General features: G+C 66.7%; 21 protein-coding genes. 16 read left to right on the forward strand and 5 right to left on the reverse strand.

Annotated features, from left to right (window positions below):
• Position 1 precedes the first annotated feature (1 nt).
• A complete protein-coding gene (locus IE00_RS04045) occupies positions 2-793 on the reverse strand; it encodes an AzlC family ABC transporter permease (RefSeq protein ID WP_083554038.1) in 792 nt (263 codons plus the stop codon).
• A 40-nt stretch (positions 794-833) separates the two neighbouring features.
• Here IE00_RS04045 and IE00_RS04050 point away from each other — a divergent pair, with 40 nt between their 5' ends.
• Positions 834-1,349, forward strand: a complete 516-nt coding sequence (locus tag IE00_RS04050; RefSeq protein ID WP_170864076.1) for a GNAT family N-acetyltransferase — start codon at positions 834-836, stop codon at positions 1,347-1,349.
• Here IE00_RS04050 and IE00_RS04055 read toward each other — a convergent pair.
• Together IE00_RS04055 and greA are read right to left on the reverse strand one after the other, a co-directional pair.
• Complete coding sequence (locus tag IE00_RS04055; RefSeq protein ID WP_072295798.1) at positions 1,346-2,266, reverse strand: hypothetical protein; 921 nt, start codon at positions 2,264-2,266, stop codon at positions 1,346-1,348. The genes IE00_RS04050 and IE00_RS04055 overlap by 4 nt on opposite strands.
• A gap of 4 nt (positions 2,267-2,270) precedes the next feature.
• Positions 2,271-2,741: a transcription elongation factor GreA gene (greA, locus tag IE00_RS04060; RefSeq protein WP_072295799.1), complete on the reverse strand. Its 471-nt coding sequence runs from the start codon at positions 2,739-2,741 to the stop codon at positions 2,271-2,273.
• Positions 2,742-2,983: 242 nt separating this feature from the next.
• Between greA and IE00_RS04065 the strand changes: the two genes are divergently transcribed.
• The 12 genes from IE00_RS04065 (at position 2,984) to recO (ending at position 14,519) form a co-directional block, all read left to right on the forward strand.
• On the forward strand, positions 2,984-4,639 hold the full coding sequence (locus IE00_RS04065; protein WP_072295800.1) for an electron transfer flavoprotein-ubiquinone oxidoreductase: 1,656 nt from the start codon (positions 2,984-2,986) through the stop codon (positions 4,637-4,639).
• Positions 4,640-4,727: 88 nt separating this feature from the next.
• On the forward strand, positions 4,728-6,569 hold the full coding sequence (locus IE00_RS04070; RefSeq protein WP_139291313.1) for a tetratricopeptide repeat protein: 1,842 nt from the start codon (positions 4,728-4,730) through the stop codon (positions 6,567-6,569).
• Positions 6,566-7,402: a 4-(cytidine 5'-diphospho)-2-C-methyl-D-erythritol kinase gene (locus IE00_RS04075; RefSeq protein WP_072295801.1), complete on the forward strand. Its 837-nt coding sequence runs from the start codon at positions 6,566-6,568 to the stop codon at positions 7,400-7,402. The genes IE00_RS04070 and IE00_RS04075 overlap by 4 nt, the downstream gene beginning before the upstream one ends.
• 29 nt (positions 7,403-7,431) lie before the next feature.
• Entirely contained in the window at positions 7,432-8,166 is a 735-nt protein-coding gene (locus IE00_RS04080; RefSeq protein ID WP_072295802.1) for a pyridoxine 5'-phosphate synthase, read from the forward strand.
• Positions 8,167-8,203: 37 nt separating this feature from the next.
• On the forward strand, positions 8,204-8,614 hold the full coding sequence (acpS, locus tag IE00_RS04085) for a holo-ACP synthase (RefSeq protein ID WP_072295803.1): 411 nt from the start codon (positions 8,204-8,206) through the stop codon (positions 8,612-8,614).
• A 76-nt stretch (positions 8,615-8,690) separates the two neighbouring features.
• A complete protein-coding gene (gene lepB / locus IE00_RS04090; RefSeq protein WP_072295804.1) occupies positions 8,691-9,482 on the forward strand; it encodes a signal peptidase I in 792 nt (263 codons plus the stop codon).
• 26 nt (positions 9,483-9,508) lie between these two features.
• Positions 9,509-10,168: a ribonuclease III gene (gene rnc / locus IE00_RS04095; protein WP_072295979.1), complete on the forward strand. Its 660-nt coding sequence runs from the start codon at positions 9,509-9,511 to the stop codon at positions 10,166-10,168.
• Positions 10,165-11,115: a GTPase Era gene (gene era, locus IE00_RS04100; RefSeq protein WP_072295805.1), complete on the forward strand. Its 951-nt coding sequence runs from the start codon at positions 10,165-10,167 to the stop codon at positions 11,113-11,115. Before rnc ends, era begins: the two co-directional genes overlap by 4 nt.
• Positions 11,108-11,443: a DUF1491 family protein gene (locus IE00_RS04105; protein WP_072295806.1), complete on the forward strand. Its 336-nt coding sequence runs from the start codon at positions 11,108-11,110 to the stop codon at positions 11,441-11,443. Before era ends, IE00_RS04105 begins: the two co-directional genes overlap by 8 nt.
• Before the next feature lie 40 nt (positions 11,444-11,483).
• Positions 11,484-12,416, forward strand: a complete 933-nt coding sequence (gene rarD / locus IE00_RS04110; protein WP_072295980.1) for an EamA family transporter RarD — start codon at positions 11,484-11,486, stop codon at positions 12,414-12,416.
• Positions 12,417-12,596: 180 nt separating this feature from the next.
• On the forward strand, positions 12,597-13,697 hold the full coding sequence (locus IE00_RS04115; protein WP_072295807.1) for a Hint domain-containing protein: 1,101 nt from the start codon (positions 12,597-12,599) through the stop codon (positions 13,695-13,697).
• An 81-nt stretch (positions 13,698-13,778) separates the two neighbouring features.
• Positions 13,779-14,519 carry a DNA repair protein RecO gene (gene recO, locus IE00_RS04120; RefSeq protein WP_072295808.1) on the forward strand — a complete coding sequence of 247 codons (741 nt, stop codon included), beginning with the start codon at positions 13,779-13,781 and terminating at the stop codon, positions 14,517-14,519.
• Here the strand turns inward: recO and IE00_RS04125 are convergent, their stop codons facing one another.
• Together IE00_RS04125 and IE00_RS04130 are read right to left on the reverse strand one after the other, a co-directional pair.
• A complete protein-coding gene (locus IE00_RS04125; protein WP_072295809.1) occupies positions 14,520-14,978 on the reverse strand; it encodes an META domain-containing protein in 459 nt (152 codons plus the stop codon).
• 76 nt (positions 14,979-15,054) lie between these two features.
• Complete coding sequence (locus tag IE00_RS04130; protein WP_240493784.1) at positions 15,055-16,653, reverse strand: acyl-CoA dehydrogenase family protein; 1,599 nt, start codon at positions 16,651-16,653, stop codon at positions 15,055-15,057.
• 179 nt (positions 16,654-16,832) lie between these two features.
• Here IE00_RS04130 and IE00_RS04135 point away from each other — a divergent pair, with 179 nt between their 5' ends.
• From IE00_RS04135 to IE00_RS04145, 3 genes are read left to right on the forward strand one after another with little or no spacing between them, the layout of a single operon-like run.
• Positions 16,833-17,600: a sulfite exporter TauE/SafE family protein gene (locus tag IE00_RS04135; RefSeq protein ID WP_072295811.1), complete on the forward strand. Its 768-nt coding sequence runs from the start codon at positions 16,833-16,835 to the stop codon at positions 17,598-17,600.
• The gene (gene dapE, locus IE00_RS04140) at positions 17,597-18,736 is read left to right on the forward strand and encodes a succinyl-diaminopimelate desuccinylase (protein ID WP_170864077.1); all 1,140 of its coding nucleotides are present in this window, start codon (positions 17,597-17,599) and stop codon (positions 18,734-18,736) included. The genes IE00_RS04135 and dapE overlap by 4 nt, the downstream gene beginning before the upstream one ends.
• On the forward strand, positions 18,733-19,149 hold the full coding sequence (locus tag IE00_RS04145; protein WP_072295813.1) for a GNAT family N-acetyltransferase: 417 nt from the start codon (positions 18,733-18,735) through the stop codon (positions 19,147-19,149). Before dapE ends, IE00_RS04145 begins: the two co-directional genes overlap by 4 nt.
• The last annotated feature ends 38 nt before the right edge of the window (positions 19,150-19,187 follow it).

Here is a 19,187-nt window from a genome sequence, read left to right on the forward strand (position 1 = left end):
GTCATTGCCCCGCCTGACGTGCCGCGCGCGCTTCGCTCCGCGCTTCGATGATGGCGCCGGTCGCCATTCCCAGGGGCGCCGCGATCAGCAGCCCCAGCCCCGAAGGCAGCCCCGCCAGCAGCAGCGCCGCCAGGATGGCCACGAAACAGGCCGCCAGATGCGCCACCGTGCGCAGCATCGGCGCGATCATCGCCAGAAAGGTGATGGGCAGCGCGAAATCAAGCGCGATATCCTCGGGGATCATGTCGCCAAGCGCCGCCCCCGCCCATGTCCCCGCCATCCAGGGCGCGCACAGCACCAGTGCCGCCCCGGCGAAATAGGCCAGTTTCTGGCGCATGCTCAGCCCGGGATGCCGTTCGTAATGCTGGATCGACAGCGCATAGGTCTGGTCGATCAGCACATAGGCCACCCAGGCCTTTTGACGCGCGGTCGCCTCGCGCAGCCAAGGCAGCAGGGATGCCGAATACATCGCCATCCGCAGGTTCACCGCCAATGCCGACAGAAGGATGACGATGGTCGGCGCATTGTCGGACAGAAGCTGCACTGCCGTGAATTGCGAGGCGCCCGCAAGGACCAGGACCGAAAATCCCATCACCTGCGTGATGTTCAGGCCGGCCTCGGTGGCGACGACGCCGAACAGCACCGCGAATGGCAGGATGACGACCAGAAAGGGCAGGGATTGCGTCACGCCGTGCCAAAACGCGGCCCTTGGGCTGCGCGCCAGTGCCCTGGCCGAGGTCGCGTCGGCGGGCGCTTGCCCATTGTCGGGCCGGGGATGGGGCGTGGGTGACATGGCACTTTCGTCTGGTCGCTGTTCGCGGCACCTTGCTTGCATGACGCGCAACCCATGGCAAGCCGAACCGGCCCGCATTCTGGGCCCGATCCCGCCACAGGCGTTGCCCGAGGCGGCGCGGCTGTGGCGTGCGCATTTCGGCGGCCGCCCGACGGGGCGGGGCGGGTATGATCCGACGCGCGGGCTTGTCGCGCTGGACAGGCGGGACCGGGTGCTGGGGGTGATGGGGCTGCGCGACGCGCAGGGCGGCTTTTGGCGGCAGGACGGGGGATGGCGCGATTGGCTCTATCGGCCTGCGCCACCGACGGGCGACCTGGTGATCGACGGCATCACCGTGATCGACCGGCGCATGGGTCTGGGGCGGGCGCTGGTGCAAGGTGCACTGGCGCTGGCAGGGCAGGGCGGCTTTGCGGGTCTGCGCGCCGAGGTCCGGTCGTCGAACCCCGGCGCGCTTGATTTCTATCGGGCGCTTGGCTTCGGGCTGGAATGTCGCGGGCGCTATGGCCTGCCCTGGTGGGGGCAGGTCCATGTGCTGCACCGCGACATCGCCCCCTAGCCGAAGATCCCCGACACGCGCCCCAGCAGCATGAAGGCCCGCGCCGAACGGCTGTCGGCCAGGACCGAGATCTGCATGTCGTCCAGACCTGGCACGACGCGCCCGATCAACCCGTCGAAATGGCGCAGGAAGTGATGCGCGGTGTCGCGGAAGATCTCGTCCTGTTCCAGCATGCCGACGGCGATCTCCATGGCATCGGGATCGTCGATGCCACCAAGGGCCGCAACCGCGCTGCCCCGTTCGCCGGCGGCGAAGCGGCGCCAGACCTCGGGGCGAGCGGGTTCGGGGGGCAGGTTGTCCATATAGACGTCGCGCCCCGCCAGCAGCGTGACCACGTCCTGCGCCGACCGCAGGACCCGCGAATTGGCAGGGTCCTTCAGCGCCAGGCGCAGGGCGTCGATGGCGTCCTGATCCTCGGGACCGTCGGGGAAGTTCAGCGCCCGGATCAGCGTGATGGAATCCACGGCCTGGCCGGATGGTGCATCCGCGCGGGTTTCGGTACGGGCGGGTGCCGGTTCGGGCGCCGTGGGGCGCGGTCGCGTCGGCAGGGCCGCGGGCCTTGCGGCCGACGCGAGGGGCGCGGGCTTGCGATCACGGGCGGGCGCGGGTTCGGCGGTATCGCCGACCGGCTCGGGCGTGCCGCGCATGCGGTTCAGGCGCGTGCGCAGTTCATCGGCCTCGGCGCGCAGGATGGCGACCTGGCGGGCCAGCGAAACCCCCAGCCAGACCAGCGCCACCGGCAGGATGACCCCCATCGCGGACACCAGGCGCGCGATGCCGCCGGCCGATCCTTCGCCACCGGGGGCCAGCAGCCAGAACAGGGCGACCAGGAACAGCCAGCCCCCCGTCAGCGCAAGGCCGACCGTGGTGATGCGATCGCGTGTCGCAAGGCTTGAGATGCGTGCAATCACCGACATGGGATCACTCGTACCGGATCGCGATGATTTCGTAGCTGCGCTGGCCACCGGGGGTCACGACCTCGACGCTGTCGCCCTCGTCCTTGCCGATCAGGGCGCGGGCCAGGGGCGAGCGGACGTTCAGGCGGCCATTCTCGATATCGGCCTCGGCCTCTCCGACGATCTGATAGGTGCGCTCCTCGTCGGTATCCTCGTCTACCAGGTCGACCGTGGCGCCGAACTTGATGCTGCCCGACAGCTTGGCGGGGTCGAAGACCTCGGCGCGCGACAGGATGCCTTCCAGTTCCTTGATGCGGCCCTCGATGAAGCCCTGCTTCTCGCGGGCTGCATGATATTCGGCGTTTTCCGACAGATCGCCATGTTCGCGCGCCTCGGCGATGGCGCGGATGATGGCCGGACGTTCCTTGGATTTCAGGTGGCCCATCTCGAGTTCGAGCCGTTCACAGCCCTTGCGGGTCATCGGTATCTTATCCATCGCTGCCCTGTCCTTATGGGATGCGGTTTGCATGCAAGTCCTAAGGCAACGCCCCCGCCATTCGGATGGCAGGGGCGCTGAACCTTGTTCGCAGGCATCGTGACCCCAAAAGCGACAGCAATGCAAGCCTGCTTGGTCAATCAGGCAGCAATCGGCCCATCGCTTCGCGGCGTCACGATTGCCCCTGTCGGCAAGCCGCGCTAATCCTGTCTCTGCCAGATTGCCAGGGAGGGCACCAGCGGATGACTGATCAGACCGGGATCGAACGCGAATCGATGGAATACGATGTCGTGATCGTTGGCGCGGGGCCCGCGGGTCTTTCGGCCGCGATCCGCCTGAAGCAGATCGACCCCGAGATCTCCGTCGTGGTGCTGGAGAAGGGCTCCGAGGTCGGCGCCCATATCCTGTCGGGCGCGGTGCTGGACCCGTCGGGCCTGTCGCGGCTGATCCCCGACTGGCAGGAAAAGGGCGCGCCGCTGAACACGCCCGTGACCGACGACAATTTCTTCGTGCTGGGCGAGGGCGGGCAGATGCGCGTCCCGAACTGGCCGATGCCGCCCCTGATGTCGAACCACGGCAATTACATCGTCAGCATGGGCAATGTCTGCCGCTGGATGGCCGAACAGGCCGAGGAGCTGGGCGTCGAGATCTTCCCCGGCATGGCCGCCAGCCAGGTGGTCTGGGACGGTGATCGCGTCAAGGGCGTGGTCGCGGGCGAATTCGGCCGCAACCCCGATGGCAGCATCGGCGACGGCTATGAGCCGGGAATGGAGCTGCACGGCAAATACGTCTTCATCGCCGAGGGCGTGCGCGGATCGCTGGCCAAGGACATCATGGCGCGGCTGAACCTGTCGGACGGCCATGACCCGCAGAAATTCGGCCTGGGCATGAAGGAGATCTGGGAGGTTTCCCCCGAGAAGTTCCAGAAGGGCCGCGTGATCCACACCATGGGCTGGCCCCTGGGCAAGAACGCGGGCGGCGGCAGCTTCATCTATCACATGGAGGACAACCAGGTTCTGGTGGGCTTCGTCGTCCACCTGAACTATCAGAACCCCCATCTCTATCCCTACATGGAATTCCAGCGCTTCAAGCACCACCCGATGGTGGCCGAGCTGCTGGAGGGCGGCAAGCGCATCAGCTATGGCGCGCGCGCCATCAGCGAGGGCGGCTGGCAGTCGCTGCCGCAGCTGTCCTTCGACGGTGGCGTTCTGCTGGGTTGCAGCGCGGGCATGGTCAACGTGCCGCGCATCAAGGGCAACCACAACGCCATGCATTCGGGCATCGAGGCCGCAGACGCCGCCGCCGCCGCCCTGAAGGCGGGCCGCGCAGGAGACCGGCTGGAGGATTACGACGGCGCCGTGCGCGGGGGCGTGATCGGCAACGACCTGAAGAAGGTCCGCAACGTCAAGCCGATGTGGTCGCGCCTGGGCCTGTCGGCCAGCCTGATGCTGGGCGGCATCGACATGTGGGTGGCCAATGTCACCGGCTGGAACCCCTTTGGCACCTGGAAGCACGGCAAGACCGACGCCGCCGCCACCGGCAAGGCCAAGGATTACCCGAAGATCGACTATCCCCGCCCGGACGGAAAGCTGTCCTTCGACCGGCTGACGAACGTCGCCTTCAGCTTTACCAACCACGAGGAAAGCCAGCCCTGCCACCTGAAGCTGCGCGACCCTTCGGTGCCGATCGCGGTCAACCTGCCCGAATATGCCGAACCCGCGCAGCGGTATTGCCCCGCAGGCGTCTATGAGGTGGTCGAGGATGCCGACGGCCCGCGCTTCGTCATCAACTTCCAGAACTGCGTCCACTGCAAGACCTGCGACATCAAGGATCCCAGCCAGAACATCGTCTGGACGACCCCGCAGGGCGGTGACGGGCCGAATTACCCGAACATGTGATGCATGGTGCGGGGTGGGGGCGTTGCGACGCCCCTGCCGGACCGCTAGGCTTGCGGAAACGCAAATGTGATTTCCGGAAGGCGCCTTCGTGACCCTGACCAAAATTCGCCCGGTTTCCTCGCGGTTGGCACTGATCGCTGTCCTGATGTCGATGACCGGTGGTCTGGCCATGCCAGCCTGGGCACAGACCGAGCCGCGCCCGGCCGCCCGTCCCCAGCATGACGAAACGGATGCGAAGGCCCCGCTGACCGACGGTTTGGCCGGCCCCTATCTGGCCGCGCGTCTGGCGACCGTGGACAATGATTTCCGCGCCGCCGCCCGGTATTTCGCGCAGGCCGCCGCCAAGGATCCCGCTGATACCTATCTGCAGGACAGCGCGCTGGTCGCCCTGACCTCGGCCGGCGATGTGGACAAGGCCGTCGCGTTGTCGGACAGCCTGATCGAACAGGACCATTACACCGAACTGGCCGGGTTGGTGCGTCGCGCCAAGCTGGTCCGCGACGGCGAATGGGACGCGCTGATCGCCTTCATCGACGAACACCGCCAATCCGATGTCGCGCTGCAGGACGACCTGCTGGACGGCATCATCCGGGCCTGGGCCATGCTGGGGGCGGGCCGCGCCTCCGACGCCATCGAGGCCTTCGAGGAGATGGGCCAGAACGCCAACATCCTGCCCATCGTGAACTATCACCTGGCCCTGGCCCGCGCCCTGGTCGGCGATTACGAGGCCGCCAGCACGCTGATGCAGGATTCCGAGGCGAACGGCCATCTGCTGGGCATCCAGTCGCAGGTCCAGATCCTGGCCCAGCTGGATCGCCGCGACGAGGCGCTGGCCCTGCTGGACAACCTGAACGGCGCCGATCAGGAACCCCAGCTGGCCGCCCTGCGCCAGCAGTTGCAGGATGACGAACCCATCGCCTTCGACGTGGTCGAAGGTCCTAAGGACGGCATCGCGCATCTGCTGCTGTCCTTTGCATCCGCGCTGTCGGGTGGCGCCGATCCCGAGCCGCTGTCGCTGATCCACGCCCGGCTGGCCGTCTGGATCGCCCCCGACAACCCCGAGGCGCATCTGATGGTCGCCCAGTTCCTGCAGGAACGTCAGCAGTTCGACCTGGCCGAGGATGAGTTCGAGACCGTCCGCCGCATGGGCCAGATGCGCCCGCAGGCCGAACTGTCGCGCATCGATGCCTTGGCGCGTGCCGACCGCACCGATGCCGCGGAAAAGGCGGCGCTGGCCCTGACCGCCGCCTATCCCGACATGGCGCCCGCTTGGATCGCGCTTGGCGACGTGATGCGCCAGAAGGAAAACTATGAGGCCGCGATCCCCAGCTATGACAAGGCCCTGAAGCTGCTGGAGGATGCGCCCGCCGAGATGCGCTGGTTCCCGCTTTATGCCCGCGGCATCGCGCTGGAGCGTGCAGGCCGGTTCGATCGCGCCGAAGCCGACATGCTGGCCGCGCTGGAAATCCGCCCCGATCAGGCCAGCCTGCTGAACTACCTGGGTTATTCTTGGATCGACTGGAACGAGAACCTGGACCGGGCGCTGGCCATGATCGAAAAGGCCGTCAAGCTGTCGCCCGATGACGGCTATATCCAGGATTCCCTGGCCTGGGCCTATTACCGGCTGGGCCGGTATGAGGAAGCGGTGGCCCCGATGGAGCTGGCGATCGGCACCATGGCTTCGGACCCGGTGGTGAACGATCACCTGGGCGACATCTATTGGATGGTGGGCCGCAAGCGTGAGGCGCAGATCCAGTGGCAACGTGCCCTGTCGCTGGCCCCCGCGGGTTCGGGCGAGGTCGATCTGGACCGCATCCGCGACAAGCTGGATCGCGGCCTGACCGCGGTGCTGGAAGACGAAGGCAAGGATGCCGAAACCCCGCTGCCCCAGCCCGACAACCCGGAACCCGCCACCGAAGCCTCGGAATGACCGCAAACGCGCCGCTATGGATCGATGCGCCGGCCAAGCTGAACCTGGCGCTGCATGTGACGGGGCGTCGGGACGACGGCTATCACCTGCTGGATTCGCTGGTCTGCTTTGCGGCTGTAGGCGACCGGATCGCGCTGACGCCCGGTCCGCTGTCGCTGTCCATCGACGGGCCCTTTGCGGCGGGACTGGCGGTCGATGACGACAACCTGTGCCTGCGTGCGGCGCGGATGACGGGCGGGCAGGCGGCGATCCGGCTGACCAAGAACCTGCCGGTGGCGTCGGGCATCGGCGGCGGCTCGGCCGATGCGGCGGCGGTCCTGCGTGGCTTGGCGCGGATTGGCCATCCCTTGCCCGATGCGCCCGAAAGGCTGGGCGCCGATGTGCCGGTCTGCATCGGATCGCGGGCCGCGCGCATGCAGGGCGTGGGCCAGATCGTCACCCCGCTGGCCGATCTGCCCGCGCTGCACCTGGTTCTGGTCAATCCCGGCATCGCCATTCCGACCCCGCAAATCTTCGCGGCCATGACGAAACGCGACAATCCGCCCCTGCCGCCCATCCCGACCTTTGCCGATGCGCGGGAACTGATCGCCTGGCTGCGCGACACCCGGAACGACCTGCAGCCCCCGGCCATGTCCGTCGCCCCGGTGATCGGCCAGGTGCTGGGGGCGCTGGACGGTTTGGGGGCGGGCTTCAGCCGCATGTCGGGGTCCGGCGCCACCTGTTTTGGCATCTTCGACAGCGCACCCTGCGCCGAAGCCGCCGCTGCGACGCTTGGGCGCAAAGGCTGGTGGGCGGTGCCGACCGAACTGGCATCCCCGCCCGACGCCCGCTAGACTGCGCCGGAACTCTTGCGGAGGATCCCATGCTGCGCCTTGGCGTCAATATCGACCACGTAGCCACCATCCGGAACGCCCGGGGCACGCCCTGGCCCGACCCCCTGCGCGCGGCCCGCATTGCCGAACAAGCCGGTGCCGATGGCATCACCGCCCATCTGCGCGAAGATCGCCGCCATATCAGCGATGCCGACATCGATGCGCTGATGGCCAACCTGACCCGGCCCCTGAACTTCGAGATGGCCGCGACGATGGAGATGCAGGCCATCGCCCTGCGCCACCGCCCCCACGCCGTCTGCATCGTCCCCGAAAAGCGCGAGGAACGCACGACCGAAGGCGGCCTTGATGTCGCGGGCAACGACAATGCGCTGGCCGGCTATATCGCGCCGCTGCGCGAGGCGGGTTGCCGGGTGTCGCTGTTCATCGGCCACGAACCTGCCCAGATCCGCGCCGCCGCCCGCATCGGCGCGGCGGTGGTCGAACTGCATACCGGCGCCTATTGCGATCTGGATACCGAGGGCCGTCACGCCGAACGCGACGCGGAACTGGACGCGCTGCGCCGGGGCGCCGAACTGGCCGACAGCCTGGGCCTCGAGGTGCATGCGGGCCATGGCCTGACCTATGACACCGTCGCCCCCATCGCCGCGATCCCGCAGATCAGGGAACTGAACATCGGCCATTTCCTGATCTCGGAATCCGTCTTTCTGGGGTTGGAGGGGGCCATCCGGGAAATGCGCGCGCGCATGGACGCGGCGCGGGCGTGATCTCTCCTTTGACCAAATACCCATCCGGACCCGCGGCATGATTCTGGGCATCGGCACCGATCTGGCGAATATCGACCGCATCCAGGGCACGCTGGACCGCTTTGGCGACCGGTTCCGCAACCGGGTGTTCACGGCCACCGAACTGGCCAAGGCGGCCCGCCGCGCCGACGAGGCCGGGACCCTGGCCAAGCGGTGGGCCGCCAAGGAGGCATGCTCCAAGGCCCTGGGGACGGGGCTTGCCATGGGCATCAGCTGGCGCGACATGGCGGTGACGAACCTTCGCAGCGGCCAGCCCGTCATGGCCCTGACCGGGTGGGCGGCCGAAAAACTGGCGGCGATGACGCCCGCGGGGCATCATGCGGTCGTGCATGTCACCCTGACCGACGACCACCCCTGGGCCCAGGCCTTCGTGGTGATCGAGGCCCGCCCCGGACCCGCCCAGACTTGACTTTGCCCCCCGTCGGGGATCAAGAACACGCCTGTGCGGGCAGGCTGCACAAGTGCCAGGAAGGAACGGACACATCATGGCCGACAGTACGGTCCCGAAAAAGGACGGCATCTGGGAAACGATCAAGACCGTCTTCTGGGCGCTTGTCATCGCGGGGATCTTCCGCACGCTGTTCTTCCAGCCCTTCTGGATCCCTTCGGGCAGCATGAAGGACACGCTGCTGATCGGCGACTTCCTGTTCGTGAACAAGATGGCCTATGGCTATGCGGCCGTCTCCTGCCCGTTTTCGGCCTGCCCGATCTCGGGGCGGATCCTGGGCTCGGAGCCCGAACGCGGCGATGTGGCCGTCTTCCGCCACCCGACCCGCAACGTCGATTTCATCAAGCGCGTCATCGGCCTGCCCGGCGACACCATCCAGATGCGCGGCGGTCGCCTGTGGCTGAACGGCGAGGAAGTCCCCGTCACCCCGGCCCCCGATTTCGTCGAGACGAAGGAACAGCAGGGGCCCCAGGGCCTGGTGCCGCGCTGCGTCAACGACCCGGTGGGACAGGGCGGCGATTGCGTCAAGCAGCGCGCGACCGAGGAACTGCCCGGCGGGGCCAGCCATTCCATCCTGAACATCGTCGATGGCTGGGTGGCCGATGACACGCCGACCTTCACTGTCCCCGAAGGCCAGTATTTCTTCATGGGCGACAACCGCGACAATTCCGAGGATTCGCGTTTCCCGCAGGAAATCGGCGGCCTGGGCTTTGTTCCTGCCGAATATCTGATCGGCCGCGCGGACCGGATCATGTTCTCGTCGGCGGGACGTTCGCTGCTGTATTTCTGGACCTGGCGTCCGGACCGCTTCTTCAAGGCGGTGGAGTGACCCCCGGCGCCGACATCCGCGCCTTCATGGACCGCTTGGGCCACGACTTTGCGCGGCCCGAACTGCTGCTGCGCGCGCTGACCCACGGCTCGATCGCCAGCGTCACGCGCCCCGACAACCAGCGCCTGGAATTCCTGGGCGACCGCGTCCTGGGCCTGGTCATGGCCGAGGCGCTGTTCTTTGCCGATGAAAAGGCCAGCGAAGGCCAGATGGCGCCCCGCTACAACGCCCTGGTCAAGGGCGAGACCTGCGCCGCCATCGCCCGCCAGATCGGCCTGGGCGAGGTGTTGAAGCTGGGCCGTTCGGAAATGCTGTCGGGGGGGCGGCGCAAGGATGCGCTGCTGGCCGACGGCATGGAGGCCGTGCTGGCCGCCGTCTATCTGGATGCGGGGTTCGACGCCGCCCGCCGGGTCGTGCTGCGCCACTGGAAGCGCCGCCTGGATACGGTCGAGGATGACAGCCGCGACGCCAAGACCTCCCTGCAGGAATGGGCCCAGGCCCAGGGCATGCCACCCCCCGTCTATGAACAGACCGAACGCAGCGGCCCCGACCATGCGCCGGTCTTCCGCATCACCGTCCGCCTGGCCGATGGGCGTCACGCCCAGGCGCAGGGCGCAGGAACGAAACGCAGCATCGAACAGGCCGCCGCACAGGCGTTGCTGGCCCGGCTGGAAGGAATGACATGACACAGGATTTGGACCCGACCGACACCCCCGAGGATCACGGCCCGACCCGCGCCGGTTTCATCGCGCTGATCGGCGAACCCAATGCCGGAAAATCGACGCTGCTGAACCAGATGGTCGGCGCCAAGGTCGCGATCGTGACGCACAAGGTGCAGACGACGCGTGCCCGCATCCGCGGCATCGCCGTCAACGGCCCCGCGCAGCTGGTCTTTGTGGACACGCCGGGCATCTTCCGCCCCAAGCGCCGCCTGGATCGCAGCATGGTCGCCGCCGCATGGGGCGGGGCGTCCGATGCCGACATCGTCCTGTTGCTGATCGAGGCGCATCGCGGTCTGACCGACGGCGTCCAGGCCATCCTGGAACAGCTGGCGCAGGTTGCCGAACACACCCCCGTCGCGCTGGTCATCAACAAGATCGACCGCGTCAAGGCCGAAGCCCTGCTGGAGCTGTCGGCCAAGATGAACGCGGCCTTCCCCTTCGTGGAAACCTTCATGATCTCGGCCGAGCGCGGCCATGGTTGCGGTGGTCTGCGTCGCTGGCTGTCGGAAACGCTGCCCCTCAGCCCTTGGCTCTATCCCGAGGATCAGATCGCCGATCTGCCCATGCGCATGATTGCCGCCGAGATCACCCGCGAAAAGCTGACCCTGCGCCTGCACGAGGAAATCCCCTATCAGCTGACGGTGGAAACCGAATCCTGGGAGGAAAAGGACGACGGCAGCGCCCGGGTCGAACAGGTCGTCTATGTCGCGCGTCAGGGCCACAAGGGCATCGTGCTGGGCAAGGGCGGCGAGACGATCAAGGCCGTGGGCCAGGCCGCACGGGTCGAGCTGGAGGAGTTCATGGGCCGTCGCTGCCACCTGTTCCTGCAGGTCCGCGTCCGCGAGAACTGGCTGAACGAGGCCGAACGCTATGACGAGATGGGGCTGAATTTCCGCGACGGGAATGCCTGAAGCCAGGCTGGCCGCCGGGATCTGGGTCGCGGCCTATCTGGCGCGTCTGGGACAGGCCAACATCCCCGCCTATGTCACGGCGCGGGGCGACGACACGGCAGGCGCGGTCGCGGTGAAATGCGCGCGCCTGGACGGGCAGGCGGATCTGTGGATGCGCGAATGGGACATGGACAGCGACACGCGCCCTTGGGTCCGTGTCAATGGCGGCCCCGAACGCGACATCGACGCCGCCATCGCCCGCCAGCGGTCCCGCGACCCCGACCTGTGGGTGCTGGAAATCGAAAGCCGCGAGGGGCGGACCCTGCTGGATCAGGACGGCCTGTTCTAAGTTCTGGCGCGGTTTCCGTTTGCAGAATATGCACGTGGCCATGAGCAGCATTCCCGATCCCCAGACCGATTCGCCCAAGGGCCTGATCTTTGCGATCACGGCCTATGCCATCTGGGGTGTTTTGCCGGTCTTCATGAAGGCGCTGTCGCATCTGCCGGCGGCGGAAATCATCGCGCATCGCGTGCTGTGGTCGCTGCCCATCGCGGCGGGCGTGCTGATCTGGCAAGGCCGCACCGCCGAGGTGCGCGCCGCCCTGCGCAGTCCGCGCATGCTGGGCATGGCGGCGCTGACGGCGGTCCTGATCTCGGTCAACTGGACGATCTATGTCTGGGCGATCGCCCATGACCACGCACTGGATGCGGCGCTTGGCTATTACATCAATCCGCTGTTCAGCGTGTTTTTGGGGGCGACGCTGCTGCGCGAACGCCTGTCGCGCGGCCAGATCGCGGCCATCGCGCTGGCGGCTTGCGCGGTGGTCATCCTGACGGTCAGCGCGGGCAGCCTGCCCATCGTGGCGGTGGGGCTGACGCTCAGCTGGGGGATGTATGCCTATTTCAAGAAAAGCCTGCCGCTTGGCCCCAACCAGGGCTTCACGCTGGAGGTGCTGCTGCTGACCCCCCTGGCCGCCGGGTTCCTGATCTGGCAGGCGCTGCAGGGACAGGCGCATTTCGGTGCCACGACCTTTGATACGGTGATGCTGATCGCCTGCGGCCCGATCACCGCGATCCCGCTGCTGTTCTATGCCAACGGGGCCAAGCTGATCCGCCTGTCCACCATCGGCATCCTGCAATATATCGCCCCCACGATGATCTTCCTGTGCGCGGTGATCCTGTTCCGCGAACCCTTCGAGGGCGCGCGGCTGATCGCCTTTCCGATGATCTGGGCGGCGCTGGTCGTCTATACGGCGACGCTGGTCGGACAGGCGCGCCGCCGTCGCCGGGCCATCGCACCCACCGCCGCGCGCATTCAATAGGCCGCGACCACGGCAGGCATACAGCCGCGCCGCGAAGGTGGGCATGCGCGGCGCATTCCCGCTGTTTCTACCCAAAGTTGTTTCATGCAAGGGCTATCATATGATAAGCGCTTCCCGTGCCTTGGTTGATGGGGGCGCATCTCGTTCGATATTTCTGACTGAAATGACTGGATTGATCTCATGGCAACGACATGGAACGCCCTTTATCTTGGAAGACTGACGCAGGTTCTTGATCCGACCGAAGGTGACAACGATTCCGAAGGTGCGGCACTGCTGACGGGCCGCATTTTCGGTTCCAGCGCCCAGCCCTTGTCGAAACAGATCTTTTCGGCCGCCACCACGAATAATGGCGGCGCCGCGGGGGTGATGGACAACAACAACACTGCCGCCAACGACACCTATCGCATCGACCTGAACGAAGACGGCACGAGAGAAACCTATACCCATGACGCGGCGGTCTATTACAACGCCACGTTGACCTATCTGGACGGGACGACGACGACGATCGCCGCGCGTGTGATCCAGATGACCAATGGCGACACCTATCTTGCGCCCTCGGTCGCCCCCGCCGACGTCGCCAAGCTGGAGGCCAAGCCGATCCAGTCCCTGCGCGTGGACGGCATCAGCAACAGCACGACGGTGTCCTTCACGCAGGATCGCCCGGTGACGAATTTCGTCTGCTTTGCCGATGACGTGATGATCCGCACCGCCGACGGCCAGGTGCCCGTTCAGGATCTGCGCGTGGGCGACAGGGTTGCGACGCTGGACGACGGTCCTCAGCCCATCCGCTGGATCGGACGCATCGATGTCGATCTGGCCGCGATGCCCCGGATGCGCCCGATCCGCATCCGCGCCGGCGCCTTGGGCGGTGGCCTGCCGCAGGCCGACCTGCTGGTGTCGCCGCAGCATCGCGTGCTGGTCCGTTCGGCCATCGCGCAGCAGATGTTCGGCACGACCGAAGTGCTGGTCGCCGCCAAGCAGCTGACGCTGCTGGAGGGCATCGACGCCGCCGATGACCTGGACCGGGTCGGCTATACGCATTTCCTGTTCGACAAGCACCAGGTCGTCGTCTCGAACGGGGCGCCGACCGAATCGCTCTATACCGGACCCGAGGCCCTGCTGTCGGTCGGCCCCGCCGCGCGCGAGGAGATCCTGGCGCTGTTCCCCATGCTGGCCGATGAGGGCCACCAGGCCCCGCCCGCGCGGATGCTGGTCAAGGGACGCGTGGGCCGCGACATGGCCCAACGCCATGCCGAAGGCGGCGCGATGCTGGTCGCCTGACGCGAATTTGCGGGGCCGGAACGCTGCGGCGTCTGGCCCTGCGGCCCTGCCTGTCGCAAGCTGCCCTTCGGATCGGAGGCGGTGATGGAATGGCAGGCTGAAGGAACGGTGATCGCACGCCGCACGCATGGCGAAACGGCGGTGATCATCGATGTGCTGACGCTGGAACATGGCCGCCATGCCGGCGTGGTCCCTGGCGGCACATCGCGGACGCGGGCCGCGATGCTGCAGCCCGGTTCCCGGCTGGCCCTGCGCTGGCGTGCGCGCCAGGCCGATCAGCTGGGCACCATCACCGCCGAACCCCTGCGCCTGCGTCCCGGCCTGATGGGTGATGCGCTGTCGCTGGCCGGGCTGAACGCCATCTGCGCGCTGCTGGTCTTTGCCCTGCCCGAACGCGACCCCCATCCCCGGCTTGTCGAACAGACCGAGGCCCTTCTGGACCTGATCGAGGCGGGCGGGGATTGGGCACCGCTGTATCTGGCTTGGGAAATGCGCCTGCTGGACGAGATGGGCTTCGGGCTGGACCTGTCATCCTGTGCGGTGACGGGCGCGCGCGACGGTCTGGCCTATGTCAGTCCGAAATCGGGCCGCGCGGTCAGCCGGGAAGGGGCGGGGGAATGGGCGGACCGGCTGTTCCCGCTGCCCGCCATCATGGGGGGCGCGGATACGAACCGCGCCCATGGCCTGCATGACGGGCTGGCGATCACTGGGCATTTCCTGGAAAACCGTCTGGGGGCCGAACTGGTCGGCCGCCATCTGCCCGCCGCGCGGGATCGTCTGGTCAGACGGCTGGCCCGCGACAGGGACCAGCCGCCGGTTTGATCACTCGTTGCCACGTGCCGCTGACAGGGCGTCGGTCTGCAGGTTGGCGGGGCGGCCGCTTTCGAAGATCAGCCAGGTCGGCCCCTTGATGCGCAGGACGCCGCCGTAATATTCCATCACGTTGGCCTGCTGCAGGGCGTTGAAGAAGCGCTGTTCGACGGCGGCATCCTTGCAGTCGGACACGCCGGTCGTCTGCAGCGGCTCGAAGGCGACGGCGGGCAGCTGGGCGGTGTTCTTGGCGGCATAGCCGTTGCACGGCCCGCGGCCCGACACGCCTTCGGGGCGCACGGTGATGGTGATGTTGCGCAGCGGCACCGTGCCGTTGGCGATGCCGACCAGCACGTAGTCATTGGCCGGGATACCGCCCATCGGATCGCCCGCGGGCTGCTGGGCACAGGCGGCAAGGGTCAGTGTCGCGGCGGCAGCAGCGAAGACGGTGGGGCGAAGGGTGAACGACATGGCGGGCTCCTTGGGAGGGAATTCGAAACTGACCTGAAATAACCCTAATCCAGATGCCGTTCCACCCTTCTGCGCGTTATCCCAGAAGACGGCGCGCGATCACCTGGGCCTGGATTTCCGCCGCACCCTCGAAGATGTTCAGGATCCGCGCATCGCACAGCACCCGGCTGATCTGATATTCCAGCGCAAAACCGTTACCACCATGGATTTGCAGGGCATTGTCGGCGCTGGACCATGCGACGCGCGCACCCAGCAGCTTGGCCATGCCAGCTTCGACGTCGCAACGGTGACCGTGATCTTTTTCCCACGCACTGAAATAAGTCAGCTGTCGCGCGATCATGATTTCGACAGCCATCATGGCCAATTTGTCGGCAACGCGGGGGAATTCGACCAGGGGCTTGCCGAACTGCTGGCGGTCCAGCGCGTATTTCAGCCCCAGTTCCAGTGCGTTTTGGGCAACACCGATCGCGCGGGCGGCGGTCTGGATGCGGGCCGATTCGAAGGTCTGCATCAGCTGCTTGAAGCCCTGGCCGGTTTCGCCCCCCAGCAGGTTGTCGCCCGCCACGCGGAAGCCGTCGAAGCCCAGCTCGTATTCCTTCATCCCGCGATAGCCCAGGACCTCGATCTCGCCGCCGGTCATGCCGGGGGTGGGGAAGGGGTCGGCATCGTCGCCCGGCGTCTTTTCGGCGATGAACATCGACAGACCGCGGTAATCGGTGGTGTCGGGGTCGGTGCGGGCCAGCAGCGTCATGATGTGGGTGCGCGCGGCATGGGTGATCCAGGTCTTGTTGCCGGTCACCAGCCAGTCATCGCCATCCCTGACCGCGCGGGTGCGCAGGGACCCCAGGTCGCTGCCGGTATTGGGTTCGGTGAAGACGGCGGTGGGCAGGATCTCTCCGCTGGCCAGTTTGGGCAGCCAATGGGCCTTCTGGGCTTCCGTGCCGCCGCCGATGATCAGCTCGGCCGCGATTTCGCTGCGGGTGCCAAGCGACCCCACGCCGATATAGCCGCGCGACAACTCCTCGGACACGACGACCATGGCGGCCTTGGACATGCCCAAGCCGCCCTGATCTTCGGGAATGGTCAGGCCAAAGACACCCAGTTCGGCCAGTTCCTCGATGATCTCCATCGGGATCAGCTGGTCCTTCAGGTGCCAGCCATGGGCATGGGGGACGACCTTGTCATCGGTCCAGCGCCGGAACTGGTCGCGGATCATGTCCAGATCCTCGTCCAGACCGGTTGCGCCAAAGGTCGCCGCACCAGGGTTCTGCGCCATCAGGGCGGCCAGTTCGGCGCGGGCCTGGGGCGTGTTGCCCGACATCAGCGCAGCGGCGGCATCCGAGGGGGTCCAGTCGATCCCAAGGTCGGACAGGCGGGCGAATTCGGTCTGGCTCATGGGGATGCCATGGGCGATCTGGGTCAGGTATTCGCCAAAGCCGATCTGCGCGATCAGCCCTTCGATCGGCCCGGTGACACGTTCCGACCAGGCCTGCAGCTGCTTCAGCGATTCGACATAGGTGGCCAGCCAGGACAGGGCATGTGCCGCATGCTGATGGGTTTCCAGCAGCGGGGCATCGACCCGGCCCGAAGGGGCCACCCGGTCCTGCAGGGCGGCGGTGGCGCGGGTCAGCAGGTCCTGGATCTCGGTCAGGACGGTTGCGGTCTGTTGCTGCATGTCTTTCATCGCTTCACCCTCTTGCGGCACTGCAGCATGGATAGACGCTTGCGAACCACCGCGCAACAATTTTGCCGATAACGGCGTGTCAGCGTTCGAATATGTCGCAGCGGAAATTGACGTTGCACGGGATGCAGAAGCGGCTTTTCCTTTGCCGATGCGGCAGTTAGCGTGCCGCCATGTTCGGTTTGGAAATGTGGCAATTCTTGGCGGCCGTGGCGGTCACGGGCTTTGCGGGGTTCGTGAAGGGCGCCGTGGGGTTCGCGATGCCGATGATCATGATCTCGGTCTTCGGGTCGATCATGACGGCGCCCGTGGCGCTGGCGGCGATGATCCTGCCGACGCTGATCACCAACATCCAGCAGGCCTTCCGCGAAGGGGCAGGCCCCGCCCTCGCCTCGACCCGCAAGTTCCGGCTGCATATCGCGATGGTGGCGCTGTTCATCTGCGTTTCGGCGGGCTTTGCCGCATCGATCCCGCAGGACGTGATGTATGCGTTGCTGGGCGTGCCGATCACCGCATTCGCCCTGTGGCAGCTGTCCGGCCGGCCGCTGGTCCTGAACCTGCATCACCGCAAGCGGGCCGAGGCCGTGTCGGGCATCATCGGCGGGCTTTACGGCGGCGTTTCCGGCATCTGGGGGCCGCCGCTGATCGTCTATCTGCTGTCCATCGGCACTGAAAAGCGCGAACAGGTCCGCGTCCAGGGCGTCGTCTTCCTGATCGGCGCGGTGGTGCTGACGGTGGCGCATCTGTTTTCGGGCGTGCTGAACGCACAGACGCTGCCGCTGTCGGCGGTGCTGTGCATTCCGGCCATCATCGGCATGAAGCTGGGTTTCGCGATGCAGGACCGGCTTGATGTCGCGCAATTCCGCCGCTGGACGCTGGTCCTGCTGATCCTGACCGGCCTGAACCTGATCCGCCGCGCCTTCGAAATCTGGAGCCTGTGATGACCGATCCCGCCGACCTGACCGCCCGCCTGATCCGCTGCCCCTCCGTCACGCCGGAAGAAGGCGGCGCACTGGTCCTGCTGGGCGATATGCTGACGGCTGCCGGGTTCGAAGTGACGCGGGTCGATCGCAACGGCACCTCGAACCTGTTTGCGCGGTGGGGGGCCAAGGGCGCGCGCAGCTTCGGCTTCAACGGGCATACCGATGTCGTGCCGCCGGGCGATCTGAGGTCCTGGACGCATCCGCCCTTCAGCGGCCATGTCGAGGATGGCGTCATCTGGGGACGGGGCGCGACCGACATGAAATCGGGCGTCGCGGCCTTCGTCGCCGCCGCCATCGATTTCACCCGCGACACGCCCCCCGACGGGGCGGTGATCCTGACCATCACCGGGGATGAGGAAGGCCCGTCCCGTGACGGCACCATCGCCATCCTGGACTGGATGGCGGCCAATGGCGAACGCATGGATGCCTGCATCGTGGGCGAACCGTCGAACCCGGATGTCATGGGCGAGATGATGAAGATCGGCCGGCGCGGATCGGCCACCTTCACCATCAGCGCCAAGGGCCAGCAGGGGCACGCCGCCTATCCGCATCGCGCCAGGAACCCGCTGCATGCGCTGACGGCCTATCTGTCGGACCTGACGGCGACGCCGCTGGATCAGGGGACGGATCATTTCGACCCCTCGGGCCTGCAGATCACGACGATCGATTGCGGCAATCCGGCCTCGAACGTGATCCCGGAACGCGCCAGCGCGGTCGTCAACATCCGCTTCAACGACCTGCACACGGGTGCATCGCTGCAGGCCGACCTCGGCGAACGCGCCGCCCGCATCAGCGCCGAAACCGGCGTCACCCTGACCGTCACCAGCGCCATCTCGGGCGAGGCCTTCATCACCGAACCCGGTCCCTTCGTCGATCTGGTGCGCGGCATCGTCACCCAGGAAACCAACCGCCAGCCGGTCCTGTCCACATCGGGGGGGACGTCGGATGCGCGCTTTGTCAAGGATCACTGCCCGGTTGTGGAATTCGGCCTGGTCGGTCACCATATGCACCAGGTCGACGAACGCGTGCCCGTCGCGCAGATCCACCAGCTGAAGACCATCTATCAGCGCATTCTGGAAAGCTATTTCGCATGAGGATCGAACAGACCGACGACCTGGCCGCCTGCCACGCGCTGCGCCGCACCGTGTTCATCCAGGAACAGAACGTCCCCGAGGCCGATGAGATGGACGATCTGGACGACCAGGCCATCCACCTGCTGGCATGGCAGGACGATATCCCCGTCGGCACCGCCCGCATCCTGATCCGCGGCGACATCGGCAAGATCGGTCGCGTCTGCGTGTTGCCGCAGGCCCGGGGCACGGGGTTGGGGGCGCAACTGATCCGCGCCTCGATGGATGTGCTGCGCACGCATCCCGGCGTCACCACCGCCAAGCTGGGCGCACAGACCCATGCCATCGGTTTTTACGAAAAACTTGGATTTCTGGCGCAGGGACCGGTTTACGACGACGCGGGAATCCCGCATCGGGACATGACACGCGAACTCTGACCTGCCTGGCAGCGTTGGGGCCGAAATGACAGGTAGGA

It is taken from the genome of Paracoccus sp. SM22M-07, from assembly GCF_001887735.1.
Lineage (GTDB): Bacteria > Pseudomonadota > Alphaproteobacteria > Rhodobacterales > Rhodobacteraceae > Paracoccus.